Source organism: Limnohabitans sp. TS-CS-82, from assembly GCF_002943475.1.
Genome location: NZ_PTQX01000006.1, coordinates 221,069 through 237,241 on the forward strand (window position 1 = coordinate 221,069; position 16,173 = coordinate 237,241).

17 protein-coding genes, 1 other RNA gene, 1 pseudogene and 1 other annotated feature are annotated in these 16,173 nt (G+C 57.4%); of the genes and pseudogenes, 6 read left to right on the forward strand and 13 right to left on the reverse strand.

Annotated elements, in window-relative coordinates; all coding sequences use genetic code 11:
- Positions 1-6: 6 nt before the first annotated feature.
- The 4 genes from C5F52_RS14150 to gyrA are packed head-to-tail and all read right to left on the reverse strand — an operon-like array spanning position 7 to position 5,874.
- A complete protein-coding gene (locus C5F52_RS14150) occupies positions 7-936 on the reverse strand; it encodes a prephenate dehydrogenase/arogenate dehydrogenase family protein (protein ID WP_104798991.1) in 930 nt (309 codons plus the stop codon).
- On the reverse strand, positions 933-2,033 hold the full coding sequence (pheA, locus tag C5F52_RS14155) for a prephenate dehydratase (RefSeq protein WP_104798992.1): 1,101 nt from the start codon (positions 2,031-2,033) through the stop codon (positions 933-935). Before pheA ends, C5F52_RS14150 begins: the two co-directional genes overlap by 4 nt.
- Before the next feature lie 7 nt (positions 2,034-2,040).
- Positions 2,041-3,150 carry a 3-phosphoserine/phosphohydroxythreonine transaminase gene (gene serC, locus C5F52_RS14160; RefSeq protein ID WP_104798993.1) on the reverse strand — a complete coding sequence of 370 codons (1,110 nt, stop codon included), beginning with the start codon at positions 3,148-3,150 and terminating at the stop codon, positions 2,041-2,043.
- A 6-nt stretch (positions 3,151-3,156) separates the two neighbouring features.
- Complete coding sequence (gene gyrA / locus C5F52_RS14165; protein WP_104798994.1) at positions 3,157-5,874, reverse strand: DNA gyrase subunit A; 2,718 nt, start codon at positions 5,872-5,874, stop codon at positions 3,157-3,159.
- A 226-nt stretch (positions 5,875-6,100) separates the two neighbouring features.
- On the opposite strand from gyrA, the gene ompA reads away from it, so the two are divergent.
- The 6 genes and pseudogenes from ompA to C5F52_RS14195 form a co-directional block, all read left to right on the forward strand.
- A complete protein-coding gene (gene ompA, locus C5F52_RS14170) occupies positions 6,101-6,718 on the forward strand; it encodes an outer membrane protein OmpA (protein ID WP_104798995.1) in 618 nt (205 codons plus the stop codon).
- 69 nt (positions 6,719-6,787) lie between these two features.
- Positions 6,788-7,504 carry a bifunctional 2-polyprenyl-6-hydroxyphenol methylase/3-demethylubiquinol 3-O-methyltransferase UbiG gene (ubiG, locus tag C5F52_RS14175; RefSeq protein WP_104798996.1) on the forward strand — a complete coding sequence of 239 codons (717 nt, stop codon included), beginning with the start codon at positions 6,788-6,790 and terminating at the stop codon, positions 7,502-7,504.
- The gene (locus C5F52_RS14180) at positions 7,504-8,163 is read left to right on the forward strand and encodes an HAD-IA family hydrolase (protein WP_104798997.1); all 660 of its coding nucleotides are present in this window, start codon (positions 7,504-7,506) and stop codon (positions 8,161-8,163) included. Before ubiG ends, C5F52_RS14180 begins: the two co-directional genes overlap by 1 nt.
- An 18-nt stretch (positions 8,164-8,181) precedes the next feature.
- Positions 8,182-8,570, forward strand: a transfer-messenger RNA (tmRNA) gene (gene ssrA, locus C5F52_RS14185).
- A 205-nt stretch (positions 8,571-8,775) separates the two neighbouring features.
- On the forward strand, positions 8,776-9,651 hold the full coding sequence (locus tag C5F52_RS14190; protein WP_104798998.1) for an integrase arm-type DNA-binding domain-containing protein: 876 nt from the start codon (positions 8,776-8,778) through the stop codon (positions 9,649-9,651).
- Positions 9,551-10,464 (forward strand): annotated as a pseudogene (locus C5F52_RS14195) (IS3 family transposase); the annotation flags it as partial. The gene C5F52_RS14190 and the pseudogene C5F52_RS14195, both read left to right, overlap by 101 nt.
- Positions 9,829-9,945, forward strand: a sequence feature (AL1L pseudoknot). Its footprint overlaps the pseudogene before it by 117 nt.
- Positions 10,465-10,615: 151 nt before the next feature.
- Here the strand turns inward: C5F52_RS14195 and C5F52_RS14200 are convergent.
- The 9 genes from C5F52_RS14200 to C5F52_RS14240 form a co-directional block, all read right to left on the reverse strand.
- Positions 10,616-10,846, reverse strand: a complete 231-nt coding sequence (locus tag C5F52_RS14200) for a hypothetical protein (protein ID WP_104798999.1) — start codon at positions 10,844-10,846, stop codon at positions 10,616-10,618.
- Positions 10,843-11,034: a hypothetical protein gene (locus C5F52_RS14205; protein WP_104799000.1), complete on the reverse strand. Its 192-nt coding sequence runs from the start codon at positions 11,032-11,034 to the stop codon at positions 10,843-10,845. The genes C5F52_RS14200 and C5F52_RS14205 overlap by 4 nt, the downstream gene beginning before the upstream one ends.
- A 116-nt stretch (positions 11,035-11,150) precedes the next feature.
- Positions 11,151-11,945, reverse strand: a complete 795-nt coding sequence (locus C5F52_RS14210) for a DNA adenine methylase (RefSeq protein WP_104799001.1) — start codon at positions 11,943-11,945, stop codon at positions 11,151-11,153.
- Between the two features lie 148 nt (positions 11,946-12,093).
- Complete coding sequence (locus C5F52_RS14215; protein ID WP_104799002.1) at positions 12,094-12,537, reverse strand: hypothetical protein; 444 nt, start codon at positions 12,535-12,537, stop codon at positions 12,094-12,096.
- A 14-nt stretch (positions 12,538-12,551) separates the two neighbouring features.
- Positions 12,552-13,316, reverse strand: coding sequence for a hypothetical protein (locus tag C5F52_RS14220; RefSeq protein ID WP_104799003.1), 765 nt, complete (start codon positions 13,314-13,316; stop codon positions 12,552-12,554).
- 12 nt (positions 13,317-13,328) lie between these two features.
- A complete protein-coding gene (locus C5F52_RS14225; protein ID WP_104799004.1) occupies positions 13,329-13,820 on the reverse strand; it encodes a phage tail protein in 492 nt (163 codons plus the stop codon).
- A complete protein-coding gene (locus C5F52_RS14230; protein ID WP_104799005.1) occupies positions 13,817-14,518 on the reverse strand; it encodes a phage tail protein I in 702 nt (233 codons plus the stop codon). The genes C5F52_RS14225 and C5F52_RS14230 overlap by 4 nt, the downstream gene beginning before the upstream one ends.
- A gap of 2 nt (positions 14,519-14,520) precedes the next feature.
- Positions 14,521-15,702, reverse strand: a complete 1,182-nt coding sequence (locus C5F52_RS14235; protein WP_104799006.1) for a baseplate J/gp47 family protein — start codon at positions 15,700-15,702, stop codon at positions 14,521-14,523.
- The gene (locus tag C5F52_RS14240; RefSeq protein WP_104799007.1) at positions 15,699-16,124 is read right to left on the reverse strand and encodes a GPW/gp25 family protein; all 426 of its coding nucleotides are present in this window, start codon (positions 16,122-16,124) and stop codon (positions 15,699-15,701) included. The genes C5F52_RS14235 and C5F52_RS14240 overlap by 4 nt, the downstream gene beginning before the upstream one ends.
- Positions 16,125-16,173 lie beyond the last annotated feature (49 nt).

The following is a 16,173-nucleotide window of genomic DNA, read 5'->3' on the forward strand; positions in this document are numbered from 1 at the left end:
GCATCGTCATGAGCGTTGGGTTTCAGAAGCTGTGTGGCAAGCGTTGCCCGCTTGCAGAGTCCAAGCCGAGCGCACTTGGCTGGCTTGTTGAATCAGGTGTTGCAGCGCGGCGGTGTCGCCTTGTTTCAAGACGGTTTCAAACGCGTCGAGCGCCGTGCGAAAGTGCGCCATTTGGGTCAAGACTTCGGCTTGGTTGGCATTCAAAATATCGCGCCACACGGCAGGGTCGCTGGCGGCGATGCGCGAAAAGTCGCGAAAGCCAGGGCCGGCCATTTGTAAAAACGTGTCGCCTTGTGCTTGCGCGGTCAAGGCGTTGATTGCGGCAAAAGCCAGCAAGTGCGGCAGGTGGCTGACCGCGGCAAACGTGGCGTCGTGGTCCTCGGGGTTCATCACCGTGACATGACTGCCCACGGCTTGCCACACGGCTTGGGCGGCTTGCAATTGGGCTGCGCCTGTTTGCGGCAAAGGCGTGAGGATGGTGCGCCGTGCTTGGTACAAACTGCTTTCGGCATGGTCGATGCCCGCCAGCTCTTTGCCTGCAATGGGGTGGGCCGGCACGAAGCACGACAAGCGCTCGCCCAAATGCTGTTGCGCAGCGGTGACCACATCGCATTTGGTGGAGCCCACATCCATCAGCAACGCGTGGGCTGATAAGGCGGGACGCAGGGCTTCAAAGCTGCTTTGCATCGCACCCACGGGCACGGCGAGCAGCACCAAATCGGCATCTTGCACGGCTTGGGCCACGCTGTTGCAGGCTTGGTCAATGACGTGGAGCGCGACGGCGCGTTGACGGGTTTTTTCAGAGGCGCTGAAGCCTACGATGTGCTTGACCCAACCCGCTTCGCGCAAAGCCAGCGCGAAGGAGCCGCCCATCAGCCCGCAGCCAATGAGCGCCAGTTTGTCGAATCGCGGTGTCAGCGGCGATTCGGACGTCATTCCGACACAGGGTAAGAACCCAACACCTTGTAGAACGCGCACAAGCCTTGCAGCTCTTGCAGCGCCGCCGCCACATGAGGTTGGCTGATGTGGCCTTGGATGTCGATGTAGAAGTAGTACTCCCACTGACCCGATTTGGCGGGGCGCGACTCAAAGCGCGTCATGGACACGCCGTTGTTTTTGAGCGGCACCAGCAAGTCGTGCACGGCACCCGGGCGGTTGGGCACCGACACCACCAAGCTGGTGCAGTCGTTGCCCGATGCGGGGGGCGTGGCCAAGGTTTGCGGCAGCGCGATGACGGCAAACCGCGTGCGGTTGTAGGCCTCGTCTTGAATGGCATGGTGCACGATGTGCAAGCCAAACTGGCTGGCCGCACGCTCGCTGGCCAAGGCGGCCCATGTGGGGTTGGTGGCCGCCAAGCGCGCGCCTTCGGCATTGCTGGCCACGGCACGGCGTTCGACGTGCGGCAAGTGTTGCGACAACCAGCCTTGGCATTGGGCCAAGGCTTGCGGGTGGGCCATGACCACTTCGATGCCTGCGTCTGAGTTGATTTGACGCATCAAGTTGTGGCGCACCAGCAGGCTGACTTCGCCCACCACATGCACGGGCGAGCGCAAGAACAAATCGAGCGAGCGGGCCACCACGCCTTCGGTGGAGTTTTCCATGCCGACCACGCCGTACTGGGCTGTGCCTGCGGCGGTGGCGTGGAAGACTTCGTCGAAGTTGGCGCAGTAAATCAGGTTGGCGGCGCTGCCAAAAAACTCAATGGCGGCTTGTTCGCAAAACGTGCCTTGCGGCCCAAGCACCGCCACACGCTGGGGTGCTTCAAGGGCTAAACAAGCCGACATGATTTCGCGCCAGATGGACGCAATGTGCTCGTTCTTCAACGGACCTGGGTTGGCTTGGGTGATCTTGTCGATCACTTGCGCCACGCGGTCGGGGCGGAAGAAGGGTGAGCCTTCGGCGCGTTTGATTTCACCGACTTGTTCGGCCACTTTGGCGCGGTCGTTGACCAGCTGTAGCAGTTGTTTGTCGAGCGCGTCGATTTGCACGCGCAACGCGCCGAGGGCGTCAGACTGAATGGGTTGTTGGCTCATGACGGTTTTAAGCTTGTGTTTTTTCAAACGCTTGCATGTAGCTCACCAGCGCTTGCACGCCTTCGATGGGCATGGCGTTGTAGATGCTGGCGCGCATGCCGCCCACCGACTTGTGGCCTTTGAGTTGCAACAAACCTGCGGCTTTGGCACCTGCCAAGAACACGTCGTTGCGCGACTCGTCGGCCAAGAAGAAGGGCACGTTCATGCGCGAGCGGCAGTCGTGCGCGACCTTGTTGCTGTAGAAGCTGGAGCTGTCCAAGAAGTCATACAACAGCTTGGCTTTGGCAATGTTGCGTTGCTCCATGGCCGCCACACCACCTTGGCGCTTCAGCCACTGGAAGGTCAGGCCTGCCATGTAGATGCTGTACGTGGGCGGCGTGTTGTACATCGAGCCGTTGTCGGCCACGGTTTTGTAGTTGAACGCGCTGGGGCAAGCCTTGAGCGCATGGCCCAACAAGTCTTCGCGCACGATGACGAGCGTCACGCCAGCGGGGCCAATGTTCTTTTGTGCGCCACCAAACGCCACACCGACTCGTGCCCAATCGACGCTGCGCGACAGCACATGGGACGAGAAGTCGATCACCAGCGGTGCGTCAGAGCCCAAGGCTTTGAGGTCGGGCAGGGTGTGAAACTCCACGCCGTGGATGGTTTCGTTGGTGCACACATGCACGTATTGCGCGCCAGGGCTGAGCTGCCATTGCGCGGGGGCGGGCAGGGTGGTGAAGTGGGTGTCAGCACCGGTGGCGGCCAAATGCGGTGTGCAGTATTTGGCTGCTTCTTTGTACGACTTCTCGCTCCAGCTGCCCGTGACCACCACATCGACGGTTTCGCCGCGTGAGAGGTTCAAGGGCACGATGGCGTTTTCAGCCAAGCCACCCCCTTGCATGAACAAGATTTTGAAATTGGCGGGCACAGCCAACAGCTCGCGCAGATCGGCTTCGGCTTGTTCGTAAATGCTGATGAACTCTTTGCCGCGATGGCTCATTTCCATCACGCCCATGCCTGAGGAACGGCCTTGTGCATCGTGCCAGTCGGTCATTTCGGCAGCCGCTTGTTGCAACACTTCCAGCGGCATGGCCGCTGGGCCTGCCGAAAAGTTATAGGGACGAACACTCATGCTGATTTAGGACTCGCTGGGTGCATCTGTACCGCTGTTTGTGTCGCCGTCTGTTGCGTTGTCAGCGCTGCCGCTTTGGCTCTCGTCGGTGTCACCTTCTGCGATGGCCGCGTCGTTTTCGACGATGCGTTGCAAGCCGCTGAGTTTGGCGCCTTCGTCCAAGCCAATCAAGGTCACGCCTTGGGTGGCGCGGCCGAGTTCGCGAATTTCAGACACGCGGGTACGCACCAAAACGCCGGTGTCGGTGATGAGCATGATCTCGTCTTCGGCATGCACCAAGGTTGCGGCGACGACTTTGCCGTTGCGCTCAGATTGTTGGATGGCAATCATGCCTTTGGTACCTCGGCCGTGGCGTGTGTACTCGGTGATGCTGGTGCGTTTGCCGTAGCCGTTGATGGTGGCGGTCAACACGCTGGCGCGTGGCTTGCCTTCATCGGCAGGAGCGTTCGGGTCTTCTTGCTCAGACACCAACATGGCGATGACGCTTTGGCCTTCTTCGATCATCATGCCGCGCACGCCGCGTGCACTGCGACCCAAGGGGCGCACATCGTTTTCGTCAAAGCGCACGGCTTTGCCGCCGTCGCTGAACAACATCACGTCGTGCTTGCCATCGGTCAAAGCGGCGCCGACGAGGAAGTCGCCGTCGTCCAAGTTGACCGCGATGATGCCGCCTTTGCGTGGGTTGTTGAACTCATCCAACGAGGTCTTTTTGACCGTGCCCATCGAGGTGCCCATGAACACGTAGTGGTCGCTGGGGAAGGTGCGCATGTCGCCGGTGAGAGGCAGCACGACGTTGATTTTTTCGCCTTCTTGCAGCGGGAACATGTTGACGATGGGGCGACCGCGTGAGCCGCGTGAGCCCGCAGGCACTTCCCAAACCTTGAGCCAATACAGGCGACCACGGTTGGAGAAGCACAAGATGTAGTCGTGCGTGTTGGCGATGAAGAGTTGGTCGATCCAGTCGTCTTCTTTGGTGGCGGTGGCTTGTTTGCCGCGACCGCCGCGTTTTTGGGCGCGGTATTCAGACAGAGGCTGGCTCTTGATGTAACCGCTGTGGCTGAGCGTGACCACCATGTTGGTGGGCGTGATCAGGTCTTCGGTGGCCAAGTCTTGGGCGTTGTGTTCAATCAGGCTGCGGCGTGCCCCGAGTTTGGTTTGACCGAACTCTTGCTTCACCACGGCCAACTCGTCACCAATGATGGTGGAGACGCGTTCGGGCTTGGCCAAGATGTCGAGCAAGTCGTCGATCTCGGCCATCACGTCTTTGTATTCTTTGACGATCTTGTCTTGTTCCAAGCCGGTCAGGCGTTGCAGACGCATCTGCAAAATTTCTTGGGCTTGGGTGTCGCTCAAACGGTACAGGCCGTCGCTGCCCATGCCGAATTCTTTTTCCAAACCGTCGGGGCGGTAGTCGTCAGCGTTGATCACGCCGCCGTCAGTGCGGCTGCGGGTGAGCATTTCGCGCACCAGTTGGCTGTCCCACGACTTGGTCATCAACTCGGCCTTGGCCACAGGGGGCGTAGGCGCATTACGGATGATGCGGATGAACTCGTCGATGTTGGCCAACGCCACCGCCAAACCTTCCAGCACATGACCGCGCTCGCGGGCTTTGCGCAGGGTGAAGATGGTGCGGCGTGTGACCACTTCGCGGCGGTGACCCAAGAACACAGCAATCAGGTCGCGCAAGTTACACAGCTTGGGTTGGCCGTCAATCAAGGCCACCATGTTGATACCAAAGGTATCTTGCAACTGGGTTTGCTTGTACAGGTTGTTCAGCACCACCTCAGGCACGGCGCCGCGCTTGAGTTCAATCACCAAACGCATGCCCGACTTGTCGGACTCGTCTTGGATGTGGCTGATGTCTTCAATTTTCTTCTCGTGCACCAACTCGGCCATGCGTTCTTGCAAGGTCTTTTTGTTCACTTGGTAAGGCAGTTCGTCCACGATGATGGATTGGCGCTGGCCTTTGTCGATGTCTTCAAAGTGGCACTTGGCGCGCATCACCACACGGCCACGGCCAGTGCGGTAACCGTCTTTGACGCCGCTCATGCCGTAAATGATGCCGGCAGTCGGGAAGTCGGGCGCGGGGATGATTTCCATCAACTCGTCGATGGTGGCCTCGGGGTGGCGCAGCATGTGCAAACACGCGTCGACGACTTCGTTCAAGTTGTGGGGTGGGATGTTGGTGGCCATACCCACGGCAATACCGGACGAACCGTTGACCAGCAAGTTGGGAATGCGGCTTGGCAAGACCAGCGGTTCTTTTTCTGAGCCGTCGTAGTTGGGGCCGAAATCGACGGTTTCTTTGTCGATGTCGCTCAACATTTCGTGAGCGATTTTGGATAAGCGGATTTCCGTGTAACGCATGGCCGCGGCGTTGTCGCCGTCGACCGAACCGAAGTTGCCTTGGCCGTCTACCAACATGTGGCGCAACGAGAAATCTTGCGCCATACGAACGATGGTGTCGTACACCGCGCTGTCGCCGTGCGGGTGGTATTTACCAATCACGTCACCCACGATACGGGCAGACTTCTTGTAAGGACGGTTCCAGTCGTTGTTGAGCTCATGCATCGCGAACAAAACGCGACGGTGCACTGGCTTTAAGCCGTCTCGCGCGTCGGGCAGGGCGCGGCCCACAATCACGCTCATGGCGTAATCTAGGTAACTGCGGCGCATCTCCTCTTCTAGGCTGATGGGCAATGTTTCTTTAGCGAACTGGGTCATGAAAGCGGCCGTAAAGCAGGAAACCTGACATTTTAGGCGGTTTAACTTAGCCCTTGGGTGTGGCTCACTTGCAACAGGCTGCCGGCTTAATTTCTTAAGGCTTGTTAATTCGAGCAGTAGAGCCTGTTGGCTATGGCACAATATTTCTAAGCGTTATGGTCTTTGCGCCTTGACTGCCTGAATTCGCAGAGTGTTCTGCGGCTTTTACATACCTCAGAGGTGAACTATGAAAAACTTGAAGAATTTGGCAGCTTTTGTTGCTACCGCTGCTTTGGCTACTGCTGCTGTTGCACAGAACGTTGACAACTGGCGCAATGCCTCCGGCGACACATGGAAAAGCGGAACGGGCTTGTGCTGGCGCGATGCCAGCTGGACGCCAGCAACTGCCGCTAAAGATTGCGATGGCGCTTTAGTTGCCCCTGCTGCTGTGGTCGCCCCTACCGTGGCTCCAAAACCAGCTCCAGCTCCAGCGCCACAAAAGCCTGCTGCTGCCAAGGTGACTTACGCCGCTGACGCATTCTTCGACTTTGACAAATCTGTCATCAAGCCCGCTGGCAAAGCCAAGCTGGACGACTTGGTCGGTAAAGTCAAAGGCATCAACTTGGAAGTCATCATCGCTGTGGGTCACACTGACTCCGTCGGTACTGATGTTTACAACCAAAAATTGTCGGTCCGCCGCGCTGAGTCTGTGAAGGCTTACTTGGTGTCCAAAGGTATCGAAAAGAACCGCATCTACACCGAAGGCAAGGGCGAGAAGCAACCTGTTGCTGACAACAAGACCAAAGAAGGTCGCGCGAAAAACCGTCGCGTTGAGATCGAAGTGGTTGGCACACGCGCTAACTGATCTTCATTGATCCTTCAAAGAAACCCCGCTTCGGCGGGGTTTCTTTTTGCTTGAACGACAATTGACGCTATGCAAACGACTGCCCACACCAACGTAGATCCGGCCGAATTGGCCAAGTTTTCAGACCTTGCTCACCGTTGGTGGGACCCTGAAAGCGAATTTCGACCGCTGCACCAAATCAACCCCTTGCGTTTGGAGTGGATCAAGGCGTCCGCCCCCCTTCAAGGCAAAGACGTGCTGGATGTGGGTTGTGGCGGTGGCATCTTGACCGATGCAATGGCCCGCTCCGGTGCCAACGCTTTGGGCATTGACTTGGCCACCAAGTCGCTCAAAGTTGCGCAACTGCACGCCTTAGAAGCGCAAACGCCCAATGTGCAATACCGCGAAGTAAGCGTCGAGGCCTTGGCGTTGGAGCGTCCCGCCAGCTTTGATGTGGTGACTTGCATGGAAATGTTGGAGCATGTGCCTGACCCCGTGTCTGTTGTCAAAGCGTGCGCTGATTTGGTCAAGCCGGGTGGTTGGGTGTTTTTCTCGACGCTCAACCGCAACCCCAAGTCCTTTTTGTTTGCCATTTTGGGTGCTGAATACGTGCTCAACTTGCTGCCCAAAGGCACCCATGAATACGCCAAATTCATTCGCCCCAGCGAGCTGGCGAGTGCATGCCGCGCTGCCGGTTTGGAATGGCAGCACACCCGTGGCATGGAATACAACCCCTTGACACGTCGTTATTGGATGAGCGCTGACACCAGCGTCAACTACCTCGTCGCCACCCAGAAAGCGCGCTGATGCTGCAACACATTCGTGCTGTGCTGTTTGATTTAGATGGCACCTTGATCGATAGCGCCCCTGACTTGGGTGCTGCCGCAGACAAAATGCGCATCGACCGAGGCTTGCCTTCGCTGCCGTATGAGCTGTATCGCCCTCTAGCGGGGGCAGGCGCGCGTGGCATGCTCAAGATTGCCTTTGACATAACGCCCGAACACGCCGACTTCATGGCCATGCGCGAAGAGTTCTTTGCCAATTACGAAGCGGCCATGACCGTTCGGACTTACGCGTTTGATGGTGTGTCAGATTTGATCGCGGGTTTGCAAACCCGTGGCTTGCCTTGGGGCGTCGTGACCAACAAAATGGCACGCTTTACCGACCCGTTGACCCAAGCCATGCCCCTATTCGCCAGTGCGGCGGCTATCGTGAGTGGTGACACCACGCCTCACCCCAAACCTCACCCTGAGCCCATGTTTGAAGCTGCACGGCGGTTGGGGCTTGCGCCAGAGGTGTGCTTGTATGTCGGTGACGACGAGCGCGACATCGTGGCTGGACGCGCCGCAGGCATGCGAACCGTTGCCGCCAACTATGGTTATTTGGGCGAAAAGGCCGATATCAGCAGCTGGGGCGCAGATTTAAAAATAGATTCACCCATTCAGCTCTTGCAATTGCTGGGATAGGCCTAAAATAGAATGCTTGGGGCTGCACTGGTTTCGACATGGGTTCGGACGCGTAGCAGGGCATGTCGAGGTTCTGATCCTCGTAAAACAACAGAAAAAAAACTAACTGCAAACGACGAACGTTTCGCACTCGCCGCTTAATCCGGTGAGCCTTGTAACAGTTGGCCGATAGGCTGGGTTAGGGTGATGGGGGTGTTAAAGCCTCCAAAGTCCTAGCTACAAGGTAACTCATATTGGCTGGCATGACATCGGGCACCTTGATGTTGTGCGAGATCTAAGGATGCTGGTTTGATGTTCAGCGTGTCGCTGCGCGGTTCATCAGATAAGACTCAAATCAGACGACTACACATGTAGAACTGCACGAAAAAGACTTGTGGACGCGGGTTCAAATCCCGCCAGCTCCACCATATGCAAAGACAAAGGCCGCTAGGTTCAACCACCTAGCGGCTTTTTTCATTGGTAAATCATATATTTATAGTACAAAGATGAACATATTGATACACTGGCTGCAAAGATGACTTGGGGGTACGGCTGGGGGTACAGATAGATTTTTGCGCTCTCTTTTTGGATTTGTACCCCCATATTTGGACAAGGGTTACCCAAGGAGTGAGTATGTTGACTGATGCTGAATGCAGAAATGCGGTGTGTCCAGCAGAGAAGAAGCAAGCTAGGTTTGCTGACTCAGGTGGCTTGTATTTGCAGGTCAGTCCTGGGGGGTCTAAGCGATGGTTTTTCAAGTTTCGAATCGCTGGAGTTGAAAAGAAGCTAGCCTTAGGTAGCTACCCATCGGTTACTTTGACCCAAGCCAGGTTGGCTAGAGACCGTGCAAAGCTGCAAAAAGCTAGTGGCATGGATCCAATCCAAGCCAAAAAGCTGGCCAAGCTCAAAATTGCAAGTACCGGTGAAGCAACATTTAAGACGGTAGCTTTGGAGTGGTTTGCTAAGCAGGCTCCGCAATGGAGTGCAAGTCATGCAACCCGTACAAAGCGCAATTTGCACAAGGATTTGTTCCCCTTCATCGGTGAAAGACCAATGCCGCAGATACACCCTTTGGAGCTTTTAGAGGTACTTAAAAAAGTTGAAGACAGAGGTGCTATCGAAACCGCTAGTCGTATTCTTGATACGGCAGGGCAAGTTTGGGATTACTGGTTGCCTACGGCCCCCCTACAACAACGCAATATCACTGATGGATTGCGTGCACGCCTGACGCCTCGGGTCAAAGGTACGTTTGCGGCCATCCTCGAGCCTTCTGAGTTTGGTGGACTGTTGCGTGCAATGCGAGCCTACAAAGGTGGACCCATCGTAAGAACTGCCTTGCAATTGGCCCCATTGCTGTATGAATCGCCCCGTGTTTTGAGGAGGCTCCAACCTTTGAGAAGATGGAGCTATGAGCAAATCAAATCGTTTTTCCCCCGAAGTACGCGAACGCGCTGTTCGCATGTTGCAAGACCACCGTGGCGAATATCCGTCCACATGGGCGGCCATTGAATCAATTGCACTCAAGATCGGCTGCGCCCCTCAAACCCTTCACGAATGGGTTCGTAAGCACGAAGTCGACAGCGGCGTGCGCGGCGGCACCACCAGCGCTGAGCATGACCGAATCAAGGAGCTTGAACGCGAGAACAAAGAGCTGCGTCGGGCCAATGAGATCTTGAAGGTGGCCAGCGCGTTTTTCGCCCAGGCGGAGCTCGACCGCCGACTCAAGTCTTGAAGCGTTTCGTCGACCAGCATCGCAATACCTTCGGGGTCGAGCCAATTTGCAAGGTTTTGCAAATTGCCCCGTCTTGCTACAGGCGACACGCCGCCCTGCAACGCAACCCACAACTTCGCTGTGCAAGAGCCAAGCGCGATGATGAATTGATCCCTCACATTCAACGCGTTTGGAACGCCAACTTGCAGGTCTATGGCGCGGACAAGGTCTGGCATCAAATGAATCGAGAGGGCATACCCGTAGCCCGTTGCACAGTGGAGCGGTTGATGAAGCACCTAGGCCTGCGCGGTGTACGTCGTGGCAAGGTGATACGCACAACAGTCCCAGACAAAGCTGCGGCCCGCCCGCTAGACAGGGTTAACAGGCAATTCAAGGCAGACCGCCCCAACCAGTTGTGGGTGTCGGACTTCACCTACGTCTCAACTTGGCAGGGCTGGTTGTACGTGGCGTTCGTGATTGATGTGTTTGCCCGCCGTATCGTGGGTTGGCGTGTGAGCAGCTCCATGCGCACGGATTTCGTGTTGGATGCGTTGGAGCAAGCCCTGTACGACCGTCAGCCCGAGCGCTCAGATGCATTGATTCACCATTCGTGAAGCGCGGCGCGATATTTGACCCCAATTTGACGAGATAAATACCGCCCGTCACATTTTCACTGGCTGCAAGATATTCTCACAGAACCCGCCAGCTACAAAAAAGCCGCCTCATGGGCGGCCTCCAAAAATATGCATGCGGTTGCGTCTTTTAAGTTGGCATGAGCTGGCTGGCCAACTTCGGCAGGCTGACTTGGCCAGAGGCAATCGCCTGTAGCTCATCCTCCCCAAACAACTCAAGCAGCCGTGCCGCCCGACGATCCAGCTCATGCTGGGCCATGCGCTGCCAGTCGCTGTAACTGGCCACAGCCATCAGTTTGCCTTGGTCGGCCCGACCGTAGCCCGTGAGGTAATCCGTCAGGTGTTGTTCGATCTCGCTCATTGTCCGACCCTCCCGGCGTGGCCATGCTGCTGGCCAGCCTCAAAAGCTGCCTGTAGCGCACGCCTGATTCCCAAGACGCTGACGTCATGAAAGTCAAGCCGGTCGCTGTGGCGCTCGGTCAAGGTTGCAACACCCAAGTGCTGCCTGGCTATCTGCTCAAACAGCGCCTCAAAGTTTTCTGGATTCATTTTGCGTGCCTTTCTTGCTCGGTTGCGATGGTCGGTACTATCGCTCTACCACGCAAGATTGCAAGCGTCTTGCGACGTGTAAAACCCAACAGTCGCGTAAACGCGACTGCTGGCCATCACACCTTCGGCGGCTCGTAGTTGAAGATCAGCAGCTCGGTGACCTGCTTCACCCCATTCCTGGCCATCGAGTACTTGGTTGGCACCTCGCGGATGACGAAATCCTTGAACAGCTCTCTGATCTCCGGCACGTCATTGATGCTCATGACAAATTTCCCTTTGATGCCCGCCAAGCGGTCACGAAGGATAGTGAAGTCATCCCGGATGAACACCCCGTTGCCGTAGTAGTTTTCGCAGCCCCAATACGGCGGATCAACGTAGAAGACCGTGTCAGGCTTGTCAAAGCGGTCGATCACCGTCTGGAAGGGCTTGTTTTCAATGTAGACCCGGCTCAGGCGCAGGTGGGCGGCTGACAGCTCCTCCTCAATCCGCAGCAGGTTGAAGCGACTCGGTGCGCTGGCCGCTATGCCGAAGCTGGGGCTCTTCAGGCGGGCACCGTAGCCGGTCTTCATGATGTAGAAGAAGCGCACCGAGCGCTGGATGTCCGTCAACGTGGACGGCTCCTGCATCATGAAGCGGTCGAACTCCTCACGGGCGACCAGCAGCCACTTCAGCGTGCGGACGAACTCCTCAAGATGGTTCTTCACCACCCGGTACAGCGTGACCAGGTCGGAATTGATGTCATTGATGATCTCAACCTTGCTCTCCTCCTTGCGGAAGAGCATCCACGCGGCACCGGCAAACACCTCGCAATAGCAATGGTGGGGCGGCAGCAGCGGGATGATGCGGTCAGTCAGTTGGCTCTTCCCGCCTACCCAGGCGAGAAAACTTTTCGGTTTATCTTGTTTCAACATTGCAAGCCTTTTGCACTTGGTAAAAATCGGTTAGGCTAGACCCTGCCTGTACAGGTGGGACGTGCCTTGCCGGGCTTGCTGCGTAATCAGCGGGTTCGGGGCTGGCGAAGGTGTTAGCGCACCCAAGCCAGTCGCCCGTCTTCTTTTCTTACTTGGCCGGGGTCTGGGCAGCGGCAAAAACCGCAGCCACACCATTGGACAGCTTGGTCATATCAGCCAGCACGCCTTGAGCGCCGCCTGTCTTGACCATGTAGGGCAGCTTCAGCGAACCGGACTTCAGCGCCGCGTCAACGACAGCGCCGATGTCGGCCAGCGGCTGGGCTGCGGCATTCACGTCGGCCAGCGACTTCGCCTTGGACAGGGCAACGGTGAGTTGGGACAAGCCAACCACTACCACGCCGAGCACATCGGAAATCACGCCTTCACGGGTCTTTGTGTCAGCGACTTTGTCAATCGCATCACGAACAATTTTTCTGTTCTCTTGCTTTGTCGCATCTGCCCAATGCGCTTCAATTTCGCTACCAGATAAGCCAGCCGATGCCAGCAGTTGATCAGCTTCTTTCGATCGTTCCGTAAAGCCTACGATGTCCATGTGATTCTCCTTGGTTACACGGTATAAATGTCAAACGAACTTCCAGTTGCAGCCGCCTGCACTATGCCGTCAGTCTTGGCTACGTTGCTGCCCAATGTGCATTGCCACAGGCCTGCCAAGATATAGCCCGCATTCTTTAAGCTTCCCACGTAGCACTGCAGTCCGTTGCCCGATGTCAGGCGCACCCGGCCAAGGTAGACCTTACCGAAGAGGCTGTTGTTGTAGTCACCGCCGACGATGGCCGATCCCACGATATTCGACGTGAACTTGTAGTCCAGCGAGATGTAACCGCCCAGGCTGACAAATGAGTCAGTCTGATAAAACGCAATGGCACAGCCCTGTTCAACGGCACAAGAGATGCCCGGTACCAACTGGACGAGTGATGACTCTAAGGAGAACGAAGCATTGATGACCATCTTTACGCCCGCATCATTAACCTTAAATTGGATCGACTTGCGGGCCAGATAAATTGACGTGGTGATGGTGTGGATAAGTGGATTCACCGAATCGCCGGACCCGACCAATGTGATTGTTCCTCGACTACCAACTGGAACTCGTGCGCATGCAGCACTTATCGTTTTGAGCGGCGCAGCAGCCGAACCGTCCGCGCTGGCATCGTTTCCGGTAGCTGAATTGACCCAATACACACGGTCTGTGACTGGAACAGCGGCGAGCGCTGCGGCAAGCGATTGATCGGCTTGTCCTTTCCACGTGGCGACCGCCTGGGTCAATGCGTTCTGAGCCGCAATGGCATCAGAGAGTTGTTGTTCAAGACTCATGATTCACCTCTTTCATAGGTAGTGGTTTTTCAAGACAAGCCGATTCGTGTCGCAGAGGGACTGCAACACGGTGGCCAAGATCGGGGCGACGGTCATGCCCACGTTTGGGGCTTGGGCGGTGACCTGGATCACGCCGTCCACCGCCTCATCGAGCGCCAGGTCAAGGCCCAGCAGCCACTCGAAGTTCTGGCTCTTGTAGCCAAGCTCGGCACCAGCGGTCGACCAGTAATAGACCAGCGTGTTGCCCGCCCAGATGCCCACCTCCCGCACCCAGAAAGCGGATGCGCCGTCGAAGACGGAATCAAGGTGAATCTGGTCGGTGGTCACACGACGACCATAGACCGACACCTTTTCGCGCTCACTGCGCAGGCTGGTGCGGGTGTCATCAATCGCACCGCCACTGTCGCCGATGGAGATGTGCGTCAGGTTCAAGCTGACGCCAGAGTTGTTGGCGTTGAAGGTCGCCTGCCGTCCTGCGACGGTTTTCGTGGGGTGCAAGATCATTGCAATGCTCCTGTAGGTAAAAGCGTGAGCGAGTAGCGCTGGGTCAAGCGCACGGCGCAGACGCTTCGGGTGCGGCAATCAGCCGCCATGCGCGTCGCATCGGGGCGAGTCGTTACATGCACCGACTGAGCGGGTCTGACCACCATTGCCGACCGGGTTCTTGACAAAAGTCCTGCTCCAACACGGGCACGGAATTGGCTGCGTGCTGGCTTCCAGAAGCGCACCATGCGCAACACAGCGTCAGCCCGTTCGGGTGTCAACACGGGCTGGCCTTCTGGCGCATCCGTCAGCAGCAGATCGACCAAGAAGGTGTGCGGCATGCCCTGTGGCCCATTGTTCGGTTGTGGCTCCCACCACTCTATGATGCGCGAGGTCACGCTCATCAAATCCAGCGCCCGTTGCACCGCATAGCGCGTACCTTTGAGCCGATGAAGCGCCACAGCCTCTTTCAGCAAGGCCCGCTTCTTTGCATCAGGCGCAGGCCCAAAGCCTGCAAAGTCCCACCCGGCATCGCCGAGCAAGTTCAACTGCTCAGCCAACGCGGTCAGCGCTTGCGACGGCACATGATCGAAGTCATAGACCACCACCGGAGACAGGTCGAGCGTGGAAAGTCTGCTGGAGATCGTCTCCAGCGCCCGCATACTCAGGTCATTCTGAAGCGCAGGAACAAGCAGCGAGGGTTCGACAAATGCAGCCATCGTTACCCCTGCGCCGTTCCGGCAATAGTGATGTTGATGCCGGTGCAACGCGGCCACTTCTCAGCGGACAGCACCACATCATTGGCAGGTGCGGTCAGTGCCACGGCATAGACCCCATAAACGTGCAACGCCTGAATCAACTGCGTGCGAACCACGTCAAGACCCAGCCGGCCTTGCAAGCGATCACGGAAGGCCACCGCCGCCTTGTTGGCCTCCAGCAGCGCCAAGGCGGCATCGGCTGACGCGTAGAGGGTGAGCTGTGCCGTGATGGCGAAGTCCACCTGCACCGGGTCATAAACCCGCACCAGGTCAGTCAGTGGCCGAACCTTGTCCGCATTGCATGCGGCCAACACTGCGGCCTTCACCGCCGCGCTGGGCAAGCCAGTCTTGATCAACGGGTGCAGGTTGACCACACCAGGAGGAATCCCGTTGGTCGATACCAGTTGACCGTTCTGCACGGCAATCTCCGAACCCACCACGGCCACGTCGATCACATCCTGGTGAGCGGACAGCGCATGAAACTTGTACGCGCCCACACTGCCAGCGTTACTGAATTGTTCGGGCGCAAGAACGATGCGCTCACGGAAGTGTTCATCGTCTTCTGCCTCGGCACCGCCTGCGGTCGTGGTGGTGTTCTGGACGGCGCTGACCACCAGTTGGTTGCTTGTAAGGCTTGAAACGTCCGACACCAGGTCACGCACCTGGCCAGCCAGAAAGCCGTTACCTTTGACTCCTGTTTGAAGGCAAACCGCCCCGACATCCAGCGTCTGTGTGCCGGGTGCAATGGAGATGGCCACCTCTGTGGTGAACTGAACCTCGCCACCTTGCACCACCACACCAGCAGGCAAGAACGTGGCCACGGCGGGCACCGGAGTAAAGGTAAAACGAAGCGTGGTGCGAGCGGCTGACGCATCCAGCCTGGACACGCCAATGTTCTCGCCCAGGTAGTCCAAGATCGGCGCACGGCTGTAGCGCACCAGGTTGAGCTTAGCCGCATCTTGAATGGCCTCGCGCATCAAGCTCTCGCGGTAGGCGATCACGTCCACCAACAGGCGCTCAACTTGCGCGGGGTACAAAGTCTTGCCAGTTAGCTCCTCGTACTGGGCGACCATCTGGCGCGTGACCGCATCAGGGTCGCGCACCAAAAAATCAGGTTCTGGCAACAGGCGATCAAGCAGACTCATTTGGCCGTCCCCAATGCAAGGTTGGTCATGAATGACTCTTCGGCCACCCCTGCAACAAATTTCCACTCGACCACGCAGGCAAGTGCAGCCACGTCCACCAGGCTGACGGTGACCTTCACAACCTCAATACGCGGCTCCCACTCACGCAGCGCATTGACCGCCTCGCGCACGATGTGCGGACGGGCGCTGTTGACGGGGTAGTCGATGTACAGGTGCAGATTGCTTCCGAACAACGGGCGGTGCGGATCGCTGCCCTTAGGCGTGGTCAAGATGATGCGGATGCATTGATCCACGTCCTGGGTGTCCGTCACCAGCTCGCCCAAGCGGTCGCTGGCCAAGCCCGAGGCGTGGCCATCCACCTGGCTTGACAGCGCGGGCTGGAAAAACCGATTGGGAAGGTTGTTGACGTCTGAGGTGACCATGTTGTGTATGGTCGCCTCGGGCCGCTCAAGCGGCGAGTAAAGAGCTTTA